Annotated in this window: 16 protein-coding genes and 2 tRNA genes; 16 read left to right on the top strand and 2 right to left on the bottom strand. The window is 38.1% G+C overall.

Features of this window, described 5'->3' with window-relative positions; genetic code table 11:
- Nucleotides 1–51 precede the first annotated feature (51 nt).
- The 3 genes from AC0C45_RS28430 (at nucleotide 52) to rocF (ending at nucleotide 1,287) form a co-directional block, all read left to right on the top strand.
- Nucleotides 52–126 (top strand) — tRNA-Gly (locus AC0C45_RS28430).
- Nucleotides 127–148: 22 nt separating this feature from the next.
- Nucleotides 149–224 (top strand) — tRNA-Ala (locus AC0C45_RS28425).
- 163 nt (nucleotides 225–387) lie between these two features.
- Nucleotides 388–1,287 (top strand): arginase, encoded by a 900-nt coding sequence (gene rocF, locus AC0C45_RS28420; RefSeq protein ID WP_013054967.1) that lies wholly within the window; start codon nucleotides 388–390, stop codon nucleotides 1,285–1,287.
- 82 nt (nucleotides 1,288–1,369) lie between these two features.
- Here rocF and AC0C45_RS28415 read toward each other — a convergent pair whose 3' ends face one another.
- Nucleotides 1,370–1,540, bottom strand: coding sequence for an aspartyl-phosphate phosphatase Spo0E family protein (locus AC0C45_RS28415; protein WP_228459481.1), 171 nt, complete (start codon nucleotides 1,538–1,540; stop codon nucleotides 1,370–1,372).
- A gap of 155 nt (nucleotides 1,541–1,695) precedes the next feature.
- Between AC0C45_RS28415 and sigW the strand changes: the two genes are divergently transcribed.
- From sigW to AC0C45_RS28355, 12 genes are all read left to right on the top strand, one after another.
- On the top strand, nucleotides 1,696–2,259 hold the full coding sequence (sigW, locus tag AC0C45_RS28410; protein ID WP_013054969.1) for an RNA polymerase sigma factor SigW: 564 nt from the start codon (nucleotides 1,696–1,698) through the stop codon (nucleotides 2,257–2,259).
- A 14-nt stretch (nucleotides 2,260–2,273) separates the two neighbouring features.
- Nucleotides 2,274–2,879, top strand: coding sequence for a zf-HC2 domain-containing protein (locus AC0C45_RS28405; protein ID WP_472929206.1), 606 nt, complete (start codon nucleotides 2,274–2,276; stop codon nucleotides 2,877–2,879).
- Nucleotides 2,880–3,071: 192 nt separating this feature from the next.
- Nucleotides 3,072–3,893, top strand: a complete 822-nt coding sequence (gene cdaA, locus AC0C45_RS28400) for a diadenylate cyclase CdaA (RefSeq protein ID WP_047932841.1) — start codon at nucleotides 3,072–3,074, stop codon at nucleotides 3,891–3,893.
- Nucleotides 3,886–5,439, top strand: coding sequence for a CdaR family protein (locus AC0C45_RS28395; protein ID WP_237893278.1), 1,554 nt, complete (start codon nucleotides 3,886–3,888; stop codon nucleotides 5,437–5,439). Before cdaA ends, AC0C45_RS28395 begins: the two co-directional genes overlap by 8 nt.
- A gap of 28 nt (nucleotides 5,440–5,467) precedes the next feature.
- Nucleotides 5,468–6,814, top strand: coding sequence for a phosphoglucosamine mutase (gene glmM / locus AC0C45_RS28390; protein ID WP_013054973.1), 1,347 nt, complete (start codon nucleotides 5,468–5,470; stop codon nucleotides 6,812–6,814).
- A gap of 430 nt (nucleotides 6,815–7,244) precedes the next feature.
- Nucleotides 7,245–9,047 (top strand): glutamine--fructose-6-phosphate transaminase (isomerizing), encoded by a 1,803-nt coding sequence (glmS, locus tag AC0C45_RS28385; protein WP_016762733.1) that lies wholly within the window; start codon nucleotides 7,245–7,247, stop codon nucleotides 9,045–9,047.
- 893 nt (nucleotides 9,048–9,940) lie between these two features.
- Complete coding sequence (locus AC0C45_RS28380; RefSeq protein ID WP_016762734.1) at nucleotides 9,941–10,657, top strand: YebC/PmpR family DNA-binding transcriptional regulator; 717 nt, start codon at nucleotides 9,941–9,943, stop codon at nucleotides 10,655–10,657.
- A 158-nt stretch (nucleotides 10,658–10,815) separates the two neighbouring features.
- Nucleotides 10,816–12,135, top strand: a complete 1,320-nt coding sequence (locus AC0C45_RS28375) for an SH3 domain-containing protein (RefSeq protein ID WP_237893279.1) — start codon at nucleotides 10,816–10,818, stop codon at nucleotides 12,133–12,135.
- Nucleotides 12,136–12,295: 160 nt separating this feature from the next.
- On the top strand, nucleotides 12,296–14,188 hold the full coding sequence (locus AC0C45_RS28370) for a PTS mannitol transporter subunit IICBA (protein WP_171777787.1): 1,893 nt from the start codon (nucleotides 12,296–12,298) through the stop codon (nucleotides 14,186–14,188).
- 60 nt (nucleotides 14,189–14,248) lie between these two features.
- Nucleotides 14,249–16,339 carry a BglG family transcription antiterminator gene (locus tag AC0C45_RS28365; protein WP_047932834.1) on the top strand — a complete coding sequence of 697 codons (2,091 nt, stop codon included), beginning with the start codon at nucleotides 14,249–14,251 and terminating at the stop codon, nucleotides 16,337–16,339.
- Nucleotides 16,340–16,344: 5 nt separating this feature from the next.
- Nucleotides 16,345–17,487, top strand: a complete 1,143-nt coding sequence (locus AC0C45_RS28360) for a mannitol-1-phosphate 5-dehydrogenase (RefSeq protein ID WP_257064726.1) — start codon at nucleotides 16,345–16,347, stop codon at nucleotides 17,485–17,487.
- Nucleotides 17,488–17,576: 89 nt separating this feature from the next.
- Entirely contained in the window at nucleotides 17,577–18,062 is a 486-nt protein-coding gene (locus AC0C45_RS28355; protein ID WP_047932832.1) for a VOC family protein, read from the top strand.
- Between the two features lie 37 nt (nucleotides 18,063–18,099).
- On the opposite strand, the gene AC0C45_RS28350 is transcribed toward AC0C45_RS28355, so the two are convergent.
- Nucleotides 18,100–18,633: a L,D-transpeptidase gene (locus AC0C45_RS28350; RefSeq protein WP_047932830.1), complete on the bottom strand. Its 534-nt coding sequence runs from the start codon at nucleotides 18,631–18,633 to the stop codon at nucleotides 18,100–18,102.
- A gap of 280 nt (nucleotides 18,634–18,913) precedes the next feature.
- On the opposite strand from AC0C45_RS28350, the gene mscL reads away from it, so the two are divergent.
- On the top strand, nucleotides 18,914–19,309 hold the full coding sequence (mscL, locus tag AC0C45_RS28345; RefSeq protein ID WP_013081402.1) for a large conductance mechanosensitive channel protein MscL: 396 nt from the start codon (nucleotides 18,914–18,916) through the stop codon (nucleotides 19,307–19,309).
- The last annotated feature ends 25 nt before the right edge of the window (nucleotides 19,310–19,334 follow it).

Below are 19,334 nucleotides of genomic sequence, written 5' to 3'. Positions count from 1 at the left end.
CTTTTAATCAGAGGGTCGAAGGTTCGAGTCCTTCATGGCTCATTTTAATAAGCGGAAGTAGTTCAGTGGTAGAACACCACCTTGCCAAGGTGGGGGTCGCGAGTTCGAACCTCGTCTTCCGCTCCATTTCTATATAAAAAAAGATATTGGGGCCTTAGCTCAGCTGGGAGAGCGCCTGCCTTGCACGCAGGAGGTCAGCGGTTCGATCCCGCTAGGCTCCACCATACATATAAACGTACAACCTTTAAGCAATTTGCTTAAAGGTTTTTTTGTGTAATTTTTACAAATTAGAATTGTATATATATTCAAAAAAGTGTCGAGTTGAGCCATCGCTCATTTAGCCGTTACAATAGGAGAGTAGCAACATTTGTGATGGGGGGACATATTATGAATAAGCTTTCAATTATTGGAGTACCAATGGATTTAGGTCAAACTCGCCGAGGGGTCGATATGGGGCCAAGTGCGATACGATATGCAGGGGTTATTGAACGCATCGAGAATATTGGATATAGTGTAGAAGATAAAGGGAATATTGAAATTGCCTTAGCTGAACGAGTACATAGTGATGAAAATACAAACTTAAAGAATTTAAAAGCTGTAGCAGATGCTAGCGAGAGGCTTGCTCAGACCGTAAGTGATGTTATTACAAATAAAAGGTTTCCTTTAGTGCTAGGGGGAGATCACAGCATCGCTATCGGAACACTAGCAGGAGTAAGTCGTCATTATAAAAACTTGGGCGTGATTTGGTATGATGCACACGGAGATTTGAATACAGCAGATACGTCTCCTTCAGGAAATATTCACGGTATGCCATTGGCGGCAAGTATAGGTATAGGAGACGACGCATTGACTCGAATTGGCGGTTATACACCTAAAGTCAAGCCTGAAAATATTGTGATTATCGGAGCACGTTCTTTAGATGAAGGAGAAAAAGAGTTAATAAAGGAAAAAGGGATTAAAGTGTATACGATGCATGAGATAGATCGAATGGGTATGACAAAAGTAATGGAAGAAACAATTTTATATTTGCGTGATAAAACAGATGGCGTTCATCTATCACTCGATTTAGATGGATTGGATCCACATGATGCACCTGGAGTAGGAACGCCGGTCATCGGTGGAATAAGCTACAGAGAAAGTCATTTAGCTATGGAGATGTTAGCAGAATCTCAGCTAATCACTTCTGCTGAGTTTGTGGAAGTGAATCCTATTTTAGATGAACGGAATAAAACCGCTACAGTAGCTGTTGCATTAATGGGCTCACTTTTAGGAGAGAAATTAGTATAAAACATTAGTACCTACCAAAAGGTACATGAAATATATATCAAGATAAAAAAAAGAAGCTCTTAGTTCGGATTCGAGAGCTTCTTTATATAGAGAAAAACTTTTCATATTCATTTAATAAACCATCTAGCTCTGAACTGACTCTCACTACTGTTAGTGATGATAAAGGGTTTTCTGCTGCAAGAGTGACCATGTTATTTCTGCATTCTTCAATTCGATTCAAAAGGTTCTCTTTTGTATGAGTCAAGCTTTCCACTCCTCTTCTTTTCATCTATACTAATTACATAACCTACGTATGATCTTTTTAAACGTATTTGACAAATTTTTGTTAAAATAATTAAGCATAAGTGAAACTTTATGATAAAGTACACGTATATATACTATCCCGCAATGGGCGGAGGTAACCGTTACATGGATTTATTATTAAAAAGAAAAATAAAAAAAGTAAAAAAAGGTGACCAGGATGCGTTTGCTGACATAGTAGAATATCACAAGGATAAACTTTTTCACCTATGTTATCGAATGTTAGGAAACCGGGAAGAAGCGCAAGACGCTGCCCAAGAAGCGTTTATTCGAGCCTATGTAAATATTCATAGCTATGACACGAGTAAAAAGTTTTCCACCTGGTTATATCGAATTGCTACAAATCTTTGTATTGATCGAATTCGTAAAAAAAAGCCAGACTATTATTTAGATGCAGAAGTAGCCGGGACCGACGGGTTAAATATGTACTCTCAAATAGCTGCCGATCAGGCCTTACCAGAGGAAGAACTAGAGCAAGTAGAATTGCAAGAATTCATTCAGTCGGAAATATTAAAGCTACCTGAGAAATATCGAACTGTCATTGTCCTAAAATATATAGATGAGCTGTCTTTAAAAGAAATCAGCGATATTTTAGACCTGCCTCTTGGTACGGTAAAGACTAGAATTCACAGAGGACGTGAAGCTTTAAGAAATCGACTTCGCCACTTGTAAGGAGTGAACTAAGAATGAAATGTCCAAAAATGTATGTAAATCTCATTCATGAGCATTTAGATGGAGATATTACAAAAGAAAATGAACTGTTATTAAAAGAGCATTTGCATCAATGTAAAGGTTGTCAGCAGCATATGCATCAGTTAAAAAGAACCATTGCATTTGTGCAAAGCACTTCTCATATAGAATTACCTATGAACTTTACAGCAGGTGTTATGGCTGGGTTACCACGTGAGAAGAATGGAATTCGAATGAATAGATGGTTTACAAACCACCCGATTCTTAGTGCAGCTGCTGTATTTGTGCTGTTAATGTCCGGCACCGTGTTTTCAGCTTGGGAAACGGATGAAGACTTTTCTGTTTCAAAGCAGCCGAACTTGGTCATTCACGATAAAACAGTCGTTGTACCAAAAGGTGAGACCGTCAAAGGTGATATTACTGTGAGAAATGGCGATATTAAAATTGAAGGAAAAGTAGATGGAAACGTTACTGTTATACATGGTGATAAGTATCTAGCTTCTGCAGGAGAAGTGACAGGCAATATTGAAGAGTTAGACAAGATTTTTGACTGGGTATGGTATAACGTCAAAACTCATGCCAAACAAGCTGTTGACTTTTAATAGTTGAAACATAAAACCGTCCGCTTATCTTGTTAGAGAGGAACAGTGGACGGTTTTATTTATATAAAAAGAAGGCTACATTATATAGGAACAAGGATTTAAAAATAAGATGTAATTTACAGTGTAATTTTGTTTTATGGTATAATAAAACGGTTATGTTATCTTTATTACATATATAGAGGAAGTGAGAAGATGCCTATTGGAGACCTGCCAATCCTCTCATATTTAGGAAAAATTGTTGATGTTCTCCTGGTATGGTTCGTCATATATAAATTAATTATGGTCATAAGAGGTACAAAAGCAGTACAGCTTTTAAAAGGAATCACGGTGATTTTAGTTGTTCGCTTTATAAGTAACTTCCTTGGACTAAATACGCTGCAATGGTTAATGGACCAAGCGTTAACGTATGGGTTTTTAGCTATCATTATTATCTTCCAGCCAGAGCTGCGCCGAGCGCTTGAACAACTTGGGAGAGGACGTTTGTTTTCACGCAGTAATTTGCCTGAAGAAGATGAACGTACCGTTACGATTGAGGCGATTATAAAAGCAACGCATTATATGGCTAAAAGACGCATAGGTGCATTGATCTCAATCGAAAGAGAGACGGGTATGGGTGATTATATTGAAACAGGTATACCGCTCAACTCTAATATTTCTTCTGAATTATTAATCAACTTATTTATACCAAATACACCACTTCATGATGGAGCGGTTATTTTACAGCGGAATCAAGTAGCCGCTGCAGCATGTTACTTACCTTTATCTGAAAGTCCTTTTATTTCAAAAGAATTAGGTACTCGCCATCGTGCTGCTGTAGGAATAAGTGAAGTAACAGATAGTGTGACTGTCATTGTATCTGAAGAAACTGGAGGCATTTCCGTTACCAAAAATGGTGAATTGTATCGTGAATTGACAATTGATACATTGAGAGAAATGCTAGAAAAAGAATTAGTCACAACTTCTAAAGCAACTTCTTCCACTCGTTGGCAATGGAGGTTGAAGAAGAATGGATAAATTGATGAATCGATCGTGGGTTATGAAAATTATCGCGTTGCTGTTAGCCTTCATGTTATATTTATCTGTTAATTTAGATGATGGTGCCAGTTCATCAAATAAGATTCTGAACCGAAGCAGTTCTGCCAACACTGGAGTAGAAACATTAACAGATGTTCCGGTTCAAGTATCCTATAATGAGAAGAACAGAATTGTAAGAGGTGTTCCGGATACGGTTATTATGACACTGGAAGGTCCTAAAAATATTTTGGCTCAAACAAAGCTACAAAAAGATTATCAAGCTTATATTGACCTTGATAATTTAAGCTTAGGGCAGCATAGAGTCAAGGTTCAGTATCGAAATATCTCTGATAATTTAAACGTAGTGGTTAAGCCTGATATTGTAAATGTAACAATTGAAGAACGCGATTCAAAACAGTTTTCAGTAGAGGCAAGCTATGATAAAAACAAGGTCAAGAATGGATATGAAGCAGGGGAAGCAACCGTTAGTCCAAGAGCCGTCACGGTAACGGGCGCATCAAGTCAATTGGATCAAGTTGCTTATGTGAAAGCTATTATTGATTTAGATAATGCTTCAAAAACAGTGACGAAACAAGCAACTGTTGTCGCACTAGACAAGAATTTAAATAAATTGAATGTAACAGTTCAACCAGAAACGGTCAATGTAACAATCCCAGTGAGAAATATTAGTAAAAAAGTGCCGGTCGATGTGATTCAAGAAGGCACGCCAGGCGACGGTGTCAACATTACGAAGCTAGAGCCTAAAACAGATACAGTAAAAATTATCGGTCCATCTGATTCTTTAGAAAAAATCGATAAAATTGATAATATTCCAGTCGATGTTACCGGTATTACGAAATCTAAAGATATTAAGGTGAATGTCCCTGTTCCAGACGGAATAGATAGTGTAAGTCCTAAACAAATTACCGTTCATGTGGAAGTAGACAAACAAGGTGATGAGAAAGACGCAGAAGAAACGGATGCAAGTGCAACTGAGACTAAGTCATTTAAGAATTTACCGGTTTCTTTAACTGGTCAATCCTCAAAGTACACGTATGAACTGCTTTCTCCTACTTCAGTAGATGCGGATGTAAAAGGACCAAAATCTGATTTAGATAAGTTGACGAAAAGCGGCATTAGCTTGTCAGCGAATGTAGAGAATTTATCTGCCGGGGAGCACACGGTTCCTATTATAATAAATAGTCCCGACTCCGTTACATCAACTCTATCGACTAAACAGGCAAAAGTTCGTGTAACAGCGAAAAAACAATCAGGGACAAATGATGAGCAAACAGATAAAGAAACAAGTGGAAGCACGAGCGATAAAGAAACAAAGCCAGACACGGGAACTGGATCAGGAACAAATCCTGGGACGGGAAATTCAGGTGATTCAGCTGATAAACCAAGCGAAGAGACTGATACACCTGAAGACAATACAGATACACCAACAGATAGTACAGAAACTGGTGACGACAGTAGTAATAATCAAAGTGATGAAAATTCTACACCCGTAGATGGACAGACAGATAATACATCAGGAAACTAAATGTTTTGACATGAAGGAGAGAAAATTAATGGGTAAGTATTTTGGAACAGACGGAGTACGAGGAGTTGCCAATAGTGAATTAACTCCTGAGCTTGCTTTTAAAATTGGACGCTTAGGTGGTTACGTTCTAACAAAAGATTCAGAGCGACCAAAAGTATTAATCGGACGCGATACACGCGTTTCTGGTCATATGTTAGAAGGAGCGCTTGTTGCAGGATTGCTTTCAATTGGAGCAGAAGTTATGCGACTAGGTGTTATTTCAACTCCAGGGGTAGCGTATTTAACAAAAGCACTTGGCGCACAAGCAGGAGTCATGATTTCTGCTTCGCATAACCCAGTTCAAGATAACGGAATTAAATTCTTTGGTCCAGATGGATTTAAACTTTCAGATGCCCAAGAGAATGAAATTGAAGCGTTAATGGATAGTGACACAGATCAATTACCAAGACCTGTTGGGGGAGACTTAGGTCAGGTAAATGACTATTTCGAAGGTGGACAAAAATATCTTCAATACTTAAAACAAACGGTTGATGAAGACTTCTCAGGTATTCATGTGGCATTAGACTGTGCGCACGGGGCAACGTCATCGTTAGCAGCACATTTATTTGCAGATCTAGATGCAGATATCTCTACAATGGGGGCATCTCCAAACGGATTAAACATCAATGACGGTGTAGGATCTACACATCCGGAAGCATTAAGTGCCTTCTTAAAAGAAAAAGGAGCGGATGTTGGATTAGCATTTGATGGAGACGGAGATCGTTTAATCGCAATCGACGAAAAAGGCGAGATTGTAGACGGTGATCAAATTATGTTCATTTGTGCAAAATACTTATATGAACAAGGACGTTTAAAGAAAAACACGCTTGTTTCTACCGTTATGAGTAACTTAGGCTTCTATAAAGCACTAGAAGCTAGCGGGATTGAAAGTGCACAAACTGGTGTAGGAGACCGTTATGTAGTAGAAGAAATGAAAGCTAATCAATATAACCTAGGTGGAGAACAGTCAGGTCATATTATTTTCTTAGATTACAACACAACAGGTGACGGTATGCTTTCAGCTATTCAGCTTGTAAACATTATGCAAGCAACGAAAAAGCCTTTATCAGAATTAGCAGCTGAAATGAAGAAATATCCTCAGCTTCTTGTAAATGTAAAAGTAACAGATAAGCATCATGTTACAGATAACGAGAAGGTAAAAGTGGTTATTGAAGAAGTGGAAAAAGAAATGAACGGTAATGGCCGAGTACTTGTACGCCCTTCAGGAACAGAGCCGTTAGTACGTGTGATGGTTGAAGCACAAACACAAGAAGAATGTGAAACTTATGTAACGCGTATCGTAGAAGTAGTAAAAGAAGAAATGGGCTTAGAGTAATTCATTAATTATATGCATAAGCGGTGACGTTTCAAGCTGCTTATGCATATTTTTATATTGTTGAGAAAAATTCTTGGAAATTATCTAATGCTAAAGGCTGTTTTTACAGATAGTAAAGAAGATAATTGACGTTTTCTCACTTCTTATTGTAATATTAAATCTGTTCGTCTCTTAATTTATGTAAAGGAGTGAACAATCTAGTTTAAAAGTGAATACAAAGCGCCTGAACTAAGTAAAGGGACGGAAACGACTTAGTTGACGAGGAGGAGGTTTATCGAAGTATCGGCGGATGCCTCCCGGTTGTTGATTATCACGGCCGAAAACTTGATGTGAAAAACAATGAGGTGACTTATTGGACAAAAGCATTGAGATGATAATCATTGATGATGAAAAGAGACTCTCTTTTCATACATGAAGGAGGATTTTATCTATGTGCGGAATTGTAGGATATATTGGAACAGAAGATTCGAAAGAAATTTTATTACGTGGTCTTGAAAAGTTAGAATATCGTGGCTATGACTCAGCGGGTATTGCAGTTGTTAACAATGAAGGCGTACACGTATTCAAAGAAAAAGGCCGTATTGCAGAATTGCGTCAGGCAGTAGATAACAGTGTTGTAGCACCAGCAGGTATCGGTCATACGCGTTGGGCAACTCATGGTGTACCAAGCCAAGAAAATGCTCACCCGCATCAAAGTACATCTGGACGCTTCACACTTGTGCATAACGGTGTAATTGAAAACTATGCTATTTTGAAACGTGAATATTTACAAGATGTAACGTTCAAAAGCGAAACGGATACAGAAGTAATCGTTCAGTTAATTGAAAAAATCGCAGCAGAAGGCTTAGATGTAGAAGAAGCGTTCCGTAAGACAGTAAGCTTGCTTCATGGTTCTTATGCACTAGCTCTTGTTGATAACGAAGATAAAAATACAATCTATGTAGCTAAAAACAAAAGCCCGCTTCTCGTAGGTGTTGGTGAAGGATTTAACGTTGTAGCGAGTGATGCTATGGCAATGCTTCAAGTAACAGATCAGTACGTAGAATTAATGGATAAAGAAACAGTAATTGTTACAAAAGAAGGCGTAACAATTAAAACGCTTGATGGTGAAGTGGTAGAAAGAGCCCCTTATACAGCAGAGCTTGATGCAAGTGATATTGAAAAAGGTACGTACCCTCACTATATGTTAAAAGAAATTGACGAGCAGCCTTTAGTTGTTCGTAAAATCATTCAAGAGTATCAAAATGAGAATAATGAACTGCACATTGATGCAGACATTTTAGAAGCAATGGATGAAGCAGACCGCATCTATATCGTAGCATGTGGAACAAGCTATCATGCAGGCCTAGTAGGTAAACAATTCATTGAAACGTGGGCGAAGGTTCCAGTAGAAGTGCACGTAGCAAGTGAATTCTCTTACAACATGCCGCTTTTATCTGAAAAGCCATTGTTTATCTTTATTTCTCAAAGTGGAGAAACAGCTGACAGCCGTGCAGTATTAGTTCAAATTAAAGAACTAGGTTACAAAGCGTTAACAATCACAAACGTTCCGGGATCAACATTATCTCGTGAATCTGATTATACGTTATTACTTCATGCAGGTCCGGAAATTGCTGTAGCATCAACAAAAGCTTATACAGCTCAATTAGCAGTGCTATCAATTCTAGCGGCTGTAACAGCAAAAACACGCGGCATTGAATTAGAATTTGATTTAGTTCAAGAGTTAGCAATCGTAGCAAACACAATGGAAGTACTTTGCGACGACAAAGAAGAAATGGAAAGCATTGCTCTTCAATTCTTAGCAACAACTCGCAACGCATTCTTTATTGGACGTTCTGTTGATTATTATGTAGGCTTAGAAGGTGCGTTAAAACTAAAAGAAATCTCTTACATCCAAGCAGAAGGATTTGCTGGAGGAGAGCTTAAGCACGGAACAATCGCTTTAATTGAAAACAATACGCCAATTATTGCATTAGCAACACAAGAGCATGTAAACTTAAGCATCCGTGGTAACGTAAAAGAAGTAGTAGCACGTGGAGCTAATCCTTGTATCATTTCAATGAAAGGATTAGAAACAGAAGAAGATCGCTACGTGATTCCGAAAGTTCATGAAACACTTTCACCACTAGCAGCGGTTATTCCTTTACAATTAATCTCTTACTACGCTGCACTGCACCGCGATTGCGATGTAGATAAACCACGTAACTTAGCTAAATCAGTTACTGTAGAATAATAAGGTTCTAGACACCCTTCTATTATAGAAGGGTGTTTTTGTATGTCTGAGAAAGAGAACAAACACCGTTTATGCTAGAAGTTTCATTGAGCTAAAAAATATATTTGCTTGCTCCATTTATTTTATATAATGAAATAGGTAAAGGAACGAACCTCAGCTATTAAAAAGGAGGTGGAAAGCATTAGTGGATTGGCTCAAAGTATAAAGTACGTGTTGCGAGGCATCTTTTTTGTCTTGTATTTTCCCTTTTATTTTGTATTTCAAATTTTGTGTAAGCTATGGATATATTTTATCGCTAAGCCCCTCATATGGATAGGAACAAGAATTATTCAACCTGTCATTGATTTCATTTGGAGATACATTATACGTTTCTTGTTCGTTTATCCTATTTCTTGGCTATGGAGTGTCCTCATCTATCCTTTTATTCTCTTCGTTTGGAAACGATGTTTTTTGCCTATAACTAGATTTATATGGAAGTATGTTTTATACCCTGTGTTGTATCTAGTTTGTTATCCTTGTTATCTTTTCTGGAAATATGTTGTGCTGCCATTTTACAATGAAATTGTTATTCCTGTGGTTTCATTTTGTCAGCGTATATTCCTCTGTTTCTGGAAAGGAGTTAAGTGGATCGTAATTCATATGATCTACTATCCTTTACGGTGGATTTGGATGAGATGTATATACAAACCGCTTAAAAATGTATATACAAAAATCATTCAGCCGGTTATCAAATGGTTTTCTCATTTATTTAGTTAATGAAATATACCAAAAGATTGCTTGTCTTTTTTAGGTATTAAACTCGAAAGATAAGAGGGAATTGATGTATAATAAAGACGGATATATCATTGCCTATTTATTTTATTAGATTCAATTTTGAAAGAGAGTGAAACAATATGGGCCGTAAGTGGAACAATATTAAAGAAAAGAAAGCGTCAAAAGATGCTAATACAAGTCGTATATATGCCAAGTTTGGCCGTGAGATTTATGTGGCTGCGAAACAAGGCGAGCCAGATCCAGAATCAAACCAAGCGTTAAAAGTTGTATTAGAACGCGCGAAAACATACAATGTGCCAAAAGCAATTATTGACCGTGCGATTGAAAAAGCAAAAGGCGGATCAGAAGAAAATTACGATAATCTTCGTTACGAAGGTTTTGGACCAAATGGCTCAATGGTTATCGTAGATGCTCTTACGAATAACGTAAACAGAACAGCTTCAGACGTGCGTGCTGCCTTTGGTAAAAACGGCGGTAATATGGGAGTAAGCGGATCAGTAGCGTACATGTTTGATCCAACAGCTGTTATTGGTGTAGAAGGTAAGGATGAAGAAGAGACGCTAGAACTGTTAATGGAAGCAGATGTAGACGTGCGTGACATTTTAGAGGAAGAAGATTCTGTAATTGTTTATGCTGATCCGGATCAATTCCATGCGGTACAAAAAGCGTTCAACGATGCTGGTATTACGGAATTTACAGTAGCTGAGCAAACGATGCTTGCTCAAAATGATGTAAATCTTCCTGAAGATGCACAAGCTCAGTTTGAAAAAATGATTGATGCATTAGAGGACCTAGAAGATGTGCAGCAAGTATATCACAACGTTGATTTAGGATAATAGTGAAAGAGGCAGACCTATCAAAGAGGTCTGTCTTTTTTTATAGGCCGTGTGAAAAGCATCTATTGACCCTTTCCCTTCTTTTGGAATATGGTAAGATAATGAATTAAGAATAGAAAATAGTAGAATTTTATAAGAGATAAATGGAGGGAAAGCAGTTGAAAAAATTAATGGTGGGGATGGCGTTAACAGCTACACTTGCAACGGCTGTAACGCCTGGCTTTGGCTCAATCGGGGGAAATCAAGAAAAGGCATATGCAGCGACGGTTACATATAAAGTGACGGCAAGCAAGCTAAATGTGAGAAGCGGAGCGGGAACGACTTACGGGATTATCGGCAGCGTAGTGAAAGGTCAAACGCTATCTGTGATGAGCAAAAGCGGAAGCTGGTACAAAATTAACTATAACGGCCGCATGGGCTACGTAAGCAGCGATTATGTACAAGCATCAGGAACAACAACTCCATCAGCAGAAAGCACAACGTACACAGTAACGGCAAGCACGCTGAACGTAAGAAGCGGAGCGGGCACTAACTATGCATCCATAGGAAGTGTGACAAAAGGCCAGAAGCTGTCTGTGGTGAGCAAAAGCGGAAGCTGGTACAAAATTAACTATAACGGCCGCATGGGCTACGTAAGCAGCGATTATGTACAAGTATCAGGAACAACAACTCCATCAGCAGAAAGCACAACGTACACAGTAACGGCAAGCACGCTGAACGTAAGAAGCGGAGCGGGCACTAACTATGCATCCATAGGAAGTGTGACAAAAGGCCAGAAGCTGTCTGTGGTGAGCAAAAGCGGAAGCTGGTACAAAATTAACTATAACGGCCGCACAGGCTATGTAAGCAGTGACTATGTACAGGCTTCAGCTACAGCGTCTCCAAAGCTCGTAGTGGATTCTTTTAAAACGTTAGGTAACGCTCAGCAAGTCATCTTGGTTACAGCAGATAACTACGATACGAAGTCTGCTAAAATTCAAACGTTTGAAAAAGTTGATGGGAAATGGAAGCAAGTTTTAACTGCGAACGGTGTACTTGGACAAAAAGGATTCGCTTTATCGAAAAAAGAAGGAGATATGGAATCTCCGACAGGGAAATATACAATTGGCACAGCATTCGGACGCTATGCAAATCCTGGAACTAAGCTTCCATATCGAAAAATTACAGCAAATGATGTGTGGGTAGACGATTCAAAAAGCTCTCTATATAATACGTGGCAGCAAAAACCGGCTAATGGCCGCTGGACGAGCGCAGAGAACATGGACATCCCGGCTTACGACTATGGGTTTGTCATTAATTATAATGAATCTAGAACGCCAGGAAAGGGAAGTGCAATCTTCTTCCATGTAGGAACAAATTATACCGCAGGATGTACGGCTACTTCTAAGGAACAAGTTGTCTCTATTTTAAAATGGTTAAATCCAGAAAAAAATCCGGTTATTATTCAATCCCCTGTAAGTGAATTAGATAAATATTAAGTTAGAAAGCAGCTGAACTTTTACAGTTCAGCTGCTTTTTTATGTAATTAAAAGCTTTGTCTGTCTGTGGTACGACAAAGTTAGTTTTCCTATTTATTGAATGAAAGCGTTTAATCTCTTACGATTAAAGTATCATCACGTAGAGAAAGGAAGAGAGCAAATGGCTCAATCTAATATAAAAGTAGCTGTACAAAAGTTTGGGAACTTTCTAAGTTCAATGGTTATGCCAAATATCGGAGCATTTATTGCATGGGGACTTATTACTGCTTTATTTATTCCAACAGGCTTTTTTCCAAATGAAAACCTTGCCAAACTAGTGGATCCAATGGTCAAGTATTTGCTTCCGCTGCTAATCGGCTACACAGGAGGAAAGCTTGTCCACGATCAGCGAGGAGGCGTTGTAGGTGCTATCGCCACCATGGGCGTCATCGTTGGGTCTGATATTCCGATGTTTCTAGGCGCTATGATTATGGGGCCGCTTGGCGGTTATATCATCAAGAAGTTTGATCAGTTTATTGAAGGTAAAGTCAAAACAGGATTTGAGATGTTAATTAATAATTTCTCAGCAGGTATTCTTGGAGGAATTCTAGCAATTCTAGCCTTTTTAGGAGTTAGTCCAGCCGTGGACGGATTTACAGGCGCGCTTGTAGTGGGTGTAGATTGGATGGTTGCACATGGCCTTCTTCCACTTACAAGTATTCTAATTGAACCAGCTAAAATTTTATTCTTAAACAATGCTATTAATCACGGTATCTTATCTCCGATCGGAGCAGAACAAATTCGAACAAATGGACAGTCCATTCTATTGTTATTAGAAACAAACCCTGGTCCGGGGTTAGGAATTCTGTTAGCGTATTGCTTCTTTGGAAAAGGAACAGCAAAACAGTCAGCGCCGGGAGCGGCCATCATTCATTTTATTGGCGGAATTCACGAAATTTACTTCCCTTACGTTTTAATGCGTCCGCTTCTAATCATTGCGGCTATTTTAGGCGGAATGAGCGGCGTATTTACATTTGTTCTTTTAGGCGGAGGCTTACAAGCGGTTGCTTCACCAGGAAGTATTTTGGCTATTTTAGCTGCTACACCAGGTAATGCAGGCAGCTATGTTGCAAATATCTCCGGTGTTCTCGTTGCAGCCATCGTATCGTTTATTGTAGGTTCGTTAATTTTAAAAACGGGCAAGCAAACAGAAGATTTGGATGAAGCAGCTCGCAAAATGCAAGAGATGAAAGGCAAGAAGAGCTCTGTAGCAGGAAGCTTTACAAAACAGCAAGGAGAAGTACCAGCAAGCGTTCAGAAAATTGTTTTTGCCTGTGACGCAGGTATGGGATCGAGTGCGATGGGCGCCTCTCTTCTTCGCAAGAAAGTTAAACAAGCAAATTTAAATATTTCGGTAACGAATACAGCCATCAGTAATATTCCAAGTGATGCTCAAATCGTTATTACACAGGAAGAGCTGACACCAAGAGCTCAAAACAAAGTTCCAGATGCGTATCATATCTCGGTTGATAATTTTCTATCTAGTCCGGAATATGACAAACTAATTGATCAACTAAAAAATGATCATACTACTTCTAAAGCGGAAGAAGAAAAAAGAGTATCTGCAGAAAATAATACAGATAGTAATGATGGTTTATTAAAAGAAGAAAACGTTTTCTTGAATCACCACTTTTCTTCTAAGGAAGAAGCAATTCGATTTGCAGGGAGCGTGTTAGTAAAAGGCGGATATGTAGAAGAAAACTACGTTGAAGCGATGATTGAGCGCGACAATATGACTTCTACTTATATGGGAAATGACGTAGCGATTCCGCACGGTACGGAAGAAGCGAAAAAGAACGTTTTAAGATCCGGTTTTACAGTGATTCAAGTGCCAGAAGGCGTTGATTTTGATGGTGAGAAAGTTCGTTTGATTTTTGGAATTGCCGGAAAAGACGGCACTCATTTAGAAATTTTATCTGGTATCGCGATTACATGTTCTGATATGGGCAATATTGAAAAGATGGTTCATGCCAAATCAGCTAAAGAATTAATGGCTATTATTCAAAGTAACTAACGGGATAGAAAGGCATGAAGATGCCTTTTTATCCTTTGTTTATAAATAAGAAAAGAGTTGATGTTCTTGTTTATTACTTCAAGAGAAAAATCAATCATTGAGTTAATTATTAAAACGGCAGGAAAACATACAGCCCTTACACTTGCTACTTTTTTGAATGTAAGTGTAAGAACTGTTCACCGAGATTTGAAGGCAATTGAATCAATACTTGAAAAATTTGATTTGAAGCTGATTCGTACACAAGATGAAGGACTAATGATTGAAGGTAAAAATGAACAAATTTTTCGCCTTATTCAAGAGCTGATGAAGATTAAAACGACGGATCAGTCTCCACAGGAAAGAAAATTAATTCTTTTAATTCTTCTTCTAGAAGAAGGGGATTCATTTAAATTACAAACGCTGGCTAAAGACTTAGAAGTAAGTATCACTACACTAACTGCTTATTTAGATGAATTAACAGAGTGGTTAACCACATTTGACGTTCTCCTTCATCGAAAAAGAGGGGTGGGAGTAGAGGTTCAAGCTACTGAAGCCAATAAACGAAAAGCATTAGCTAATTATTTTCTTGTTCACTTTAATGAAGAGTTAATTGAGTGCTTGTTTTTAGCAGAAAATCAGCAGCATACGGATGAAACGATTTTGCACTATTTTTATCCGGATTATTTGGCAGAAGTAGACAGAATTGTACATCAAGCGATTAATCAGCATCATTCTAAGCTGGCTGACAGCGATTATATAGGGCTCATTGTTCATATTTGCATTATGATACAGCGAACGAAAAAGCAAATGTATCTAGAAGACGACGGCGGCCAAACGGAAGAACTGGCGAGTGAAATGTTTTTAATGAAGGATATTTGCCTCGAAATTGAACGGGTATTTTCTCTTTCTTTTACAGAAAAAGATATTCATTTCTTAGCAGTGCGGTTACGTGCAGCAAAGTTCCAAACTACTAGAGACGTATATTACGACAGCGTAGTGGTTGGGCAGATTATTAAGAATATGATTGCTCACGTTTCTGTTCAGCTTAACACCGACTTAACTGGTGATTTTTCCCTTTACCAAGGGCTGCTTGCTCATATGGAACCGGCCATTTTTCGTCTTAAGCAAAAAATGGAGCTTTTTAATCCATTAACAGAAGAGATTAAGAAAAAGTACCCTGTTTTATTTATGGCTGTGAGAAACAGTATCGATCAAGAGCTGCCGGATTTAGTTTTTCCAGATGATGAAGTAGCATATCTTGTTTTGCATTTTGGTTCAACGCTAGTGCTAAAAGAAGAAGTCATGGAAATTCAAGCGCTGATTGTCTGTCCAACTGGAATTGGTACCTCGAAAATGTTAGCTAGCCGTATTCGTAAAGAGATTCCGGAGATTAATTCAGTTGTCATTAAATCGGTAAAAGAAATCAAAGAAGCCGCGCTTGAAGGGTATGACGTAGTGATTTCAACAGTAAGAATGCCTTTTTTAAATGTCGATTACATTTTAGTCAATCCACTCTTAACGGAAGAGGATATTCAATCCGTCCAGAATTTTTTACAGAAAAACATTCAAAAGTTAACCAAAGATAAGGACTATCGTTCGTTCCAATATAAAAGTAAGACCGCTTCTACAGAAAAACCGTCTTTTGAGGAAACGATGAAGCAAATTAAAGATGTGCATGGAAGTATCGAATCAATTCTTCAAAACCTTAGGATGTATCGATTTTCGGATGAAGTGAGTCACGATCAAGTGATTTCGCACGTAGTACGCGCTGCTGAAAAAGAACGTTTAATAACCAATGCCAGCTGCGTTATTCATCAGCTTAAGGAACGAGAAAACAAAGGCGGTTTAGGCATTCCGCAAACGAGTATGGCACTGTTCCATTGCCGTGAACATCACGTGAAAGAGCTGATTTTTCAAGTTTCACATTTAGAACAGCCTTGCACAGTTAAAGGTATGGACGGAACAAACATGCAGGCGCGTAACCTTCTATTAATGCTCGCACCTGAAGAGTTAAGTGAAGCACAGCAAGAAATTTTAAGTTTAATTAGTACCAGTTTAATTGAAGACCATGAAGCAATGATGATTTTTTCGTCTTCGAACGAAGAGATAATTCGCAAAAAGCTAGAGGATACGTTTCATGAGTACCTTCGAAATAATTTGATAAAGGAATGATTTTTGTGAAGCAAGCAGTTCATTTTGGAGCAGGTAATATTGGTCGAGGATTCATTGGGGCATTGTTTTCTCAAAGCAACTATCACGTCACATTCGTAGATATTGCTGAAAAGGTTATTAATCAGTTAAACGCAGATAAAGGGTATAACGTAATAACAGCCGCAGAGCATCCCGAGACATTAGCTGTTCAAAACGTATCTGGTTTAAATAATCTGACACAAGAACAAGCGGTCATTAAAGCGATTAAAGAAGCAACGTACATTACGACGGCCATCGGACCGAACGTTCTGCCGCGAATTGCTCCTTTAATTGCTAAAGGTTTGGCTGAACGTGTAAAAGCAAGCGACGAAAATGTATATATTATTGCATGTGAAAATCAAATCTCTGCAACAGATTTATTAAAAGGCTATATTTTTGACGCACTGGATGAAGAGACAAAAGCTCATATGATAAATAAGGTCTTTTTCTTCAATTCAGCTGTAGATCGTATCGTGCCTATTCAACATGACCAAGGTTCGCTTGATGTTTTAGTAGAATCCTATTATGAATGGGTAGTAGAGGCACCTGAAGATATTCCGTTTGTAGAAGGAATGACGATTGTGCCTGACCTTGCTCCTTTTATTGAAAGAAAGTTATTTACAGTGAATACGGGACACGCGGTAATTGCATATTTTGGTTATTTAAAAGGAAAAGAAACAATTGATCAAACGTTAAGAGATTCAGATATTTATGAACAAGTACAGCAAACGCTACAAGAAACAGGAAACTATCTAATTAAAAGATATGACTTAGATAGAGAGGAACACGAAGCCTATATTACTAAAATCATTGAGCGCTTTAAAAATCCTCATTTAAATGATTCAGTTAAAAGGGTAGGAAGAGCGCCAATTCGCAAGCTTGGACCTCAAGATCGTTTGATTCGTCCAGCGCTAGAAGCAAAAAAAGCGGGCCTTTCTTATACCTACTTAGCAAAGGCTATCGCCGCTGCGCTTTTATTTGACCCGCAAGAAGATAAAGAGGCTATGAAGCTTCAAGCGAATATTCATGAGTATGATATTGAGTATGCATTAAAAGAGATTAGTGGGTTAGAGGCAAGTAATGATTTAACAAAAGAAATCATTGCTCAATATAATGCTTTAAAATCGTGAATGAATTTAGTGCGTGTAAACAGTCCATTCTAAATGGGCTGTTTTTCTTTTAGCAGAAAGGGAATGTTTGTGTATAGGAGGGTGATAAAATGGTAGCTATTACGCACGTTGGATTAGCTGTACCTGATGTAGAAGAAGCCGTGCAGTGGTATGGAAAAGTTTTAGGTTTTAAGCTGATTGCCGGCCCTTATACGTTTAATGCGGAGGAAGAAAAAGCTGAAAATATGACTCAAGATTTACTGGGGTCTCATATCAAAAAAATGAAAAATGCTCACATGACAGCTGACAACCAGGTAGGCATTGAACTGTTTGAATTTAATAAGCCGCAAAGGCCTCTTGTATTAAAAGACAGCGATGAGCAGTATCAAAGTTATTTTCACATGTGTTTAATAGCCGAGGACGTGGAAAAGTTAGCGGATAAAATCGAACAATCAGGTGGTAAAAAGCGAAGCCAAGTATGGAATACAAGACCTGGAAAACCTTATTACTTGGTTTATTGTGAAGATCCGTTTGGGAATATTATTGAGCTATATTCACACAGTACGGAGCTCATGTATGGGAATAGAGAAGGATAAAAGCTTATCCAGATTTCTTGGATAAGCTTTTATTTTTTCATAGCTGTCCGTAGCCGTATACTTTTGCCAGCTCTTCAAAGGTTTTAGATGAATACGTAATAGTTACAGATGTTCCTACTGCCACTTTATTGAATAATTCTTCCACATCCGCATTATGCATTCGTACGCAGCCGTGGCTTACATATTTGCCGATGCTATCTTCTGAGTTATTGCCGTGAATAGCGTATGTGTCGCCGGTTGTGCCGTTTGCATTAAGCCCTAGCCACCGAGAGCCAAGAGGATTATTAGAAGCGCCTCCTGCAATATGCCCTGTATAGTAAGGGCGATTTTTAATTTTGTTAACAATCTTGAAAAAGCCTACCGGCGTATCGCTCCATGTTTTTCCCGTAGCTACTGAATACGTCTTTTCTAACTTTCCATTATGAAAATAAGCAAGCTGATTTGTTTTTTTATTAATAATTAAATCTCCACTTGCTGCGTTTTCACTTGCATTCGTCGCACTTGCTGTATAAGAAATGCTGATAATAGCTGCGAGGCATAAAGCAGCTGCTTGCAGTATAATTTTTCTCACGTTCTAGCCATCTCCTCTATTGTTCGTTTACATATTTAATGAATTACATACTATTAGTGTATAAAAGGAAAATGGACTGAATATGAATCTTTCCTGAATGAAAACTGAAAGTGCATTTTATTTATAAGCGAATATAAAGTAAAAATCTGGGCAGAAATACAACTAAAGGTCTGGTACATATCTCATAAAAAAGAGAAAAATGAAAATGCACCTTGTCTGTTTAATTTAGGATGTATTATCATGAAAGTTTGAAATGAAGGGCAGGAGGTGAAAGAAACAGATGCTTAAAGAATTTAAAGAGTTTGCTTTACGTGGAAACGTATTAGATTTAGCTGTCGGGGTTATTATTGGAGCGGCATTTGGAAAAATTGTCACGTCTCTTGTAAATGATATTATTATGCCGCTGATTGGTTTGTTGTTAGCAGGGATAGACTTTAAAGATTTATCCTTCACAGTTGGAAAAGCTACGGTATTATATGGATCTTTTATTCAAACAATTGTTGATTTCTTAATTGTCGCATTCTCGATTTTCTTATTTATTCGTTTCTTTAATCGTTTTAAGAGAAAAGAAGAAGAGAAAGTAGAGGAAGAAGTGGCTGTTCTGTCAAAAGAAGAAGAGATCTTAACAGAAATTCGTGATTTGCTAAAAGCAGAAGCAGTGAAAGAGCGTTCATAACAGCAATTTTTACATACGTATAAAA

Source organism: Priestia sp. VA7 (genome assembly GCF_055710015.1).
Note: the sequence above shows the minus strand (reverse complement) of the source record. Positions and strands in the feature narration are given on the sequence as shown.

What these genes read in the sequence shown, in the direction of transcription:
- rocF (WP_013054967.1), top strand. Translation starts at nt 388, where the DNA reads ATGAATAAGCTTTCAATTATTGGAGTACCAATGGATTTAGGTCAAACT.
- sigW (WP_013054969.1), top strand. Translation starts at nt 1,696, where the DNA reads ATGGATTTATTATTAAAAAGAAAAATAAAAAAAGTAAAAAAAGGTGAC.
- AC0C45_RS28405 (WP_472929206.1), top strand. Translation starts at nt 2,274, where the DNA reads ATGAAATGTCCAAAAATGTATGTAAATCTCATTCATGAGCATTTAGAT.
- cdaA (WP_047932841.1), top strand. Translation starts at nt 3,072, where the DNA reads ATGCCTATTGGAGACCTGCCAATCCTCTCATATTTAGGAAAAATTGTT.
- AC0C45_RS28395 (WP_237893278.1), top strand. Translation starts at nt 3,886, where the DNA reads ATGGATAAATTGATGAATCGATCGTGGGTTATGAAAATTATCGCGTTG.
- glmM (WP_013054973.1), top strand. Translation starts at nt 5,468, where the DNA reads ATGGGTAAGTATTTTGGAACAGACGGAGTACGAGGAGTTGCCAATAGT.
- glmS (WP_016762733.1), top strand. Translation starts at nt 7,245, where the DNA reads ATGTGCGGAATTGTAGGATATATTGGAACAGAAGATTCGAAAGAAATT.
- AC0C45_RS28380 (WP_016762734.1), top strand. Translation starts at nt 9,941, where the DNA reads ATGGGCCGTAAGTGGAACAATATTAAAGAAAAGAAAGCGTCAAAAGAT.
- AC0C45_RS28370 (WP_171777787.1), top strand. Translation starts at nt 12,296, where the DNA reads ATGGCTCAATCTAATATAAAAGTAGCTGTACAAAAGTTTGGGAACTTT.
- AC0C45_RS28365 (WP_047932834.1), top strand. Translation starts at nt 14,249, where the DNA reads ATGTTCTTGTTTATTACTTCAAGAGAAAAATCAATCATTGAGTTAATT.
- AC0C45_RS28355 (WP_047932832.1), top strand. Translation starts at nt 17,577, where the DNA reads ATGGTAGCTATTACGCACGTTGGATTAGCTGTACCTGATGTAGAAGAA.
- mscL (WP_013081402.1), top strand. Translation starts at nt 18,914, where the DNA reads ATGCTTAAAGAATTTAAAGAGTTTGCTTTACGTGGAAACGTATTAGAT.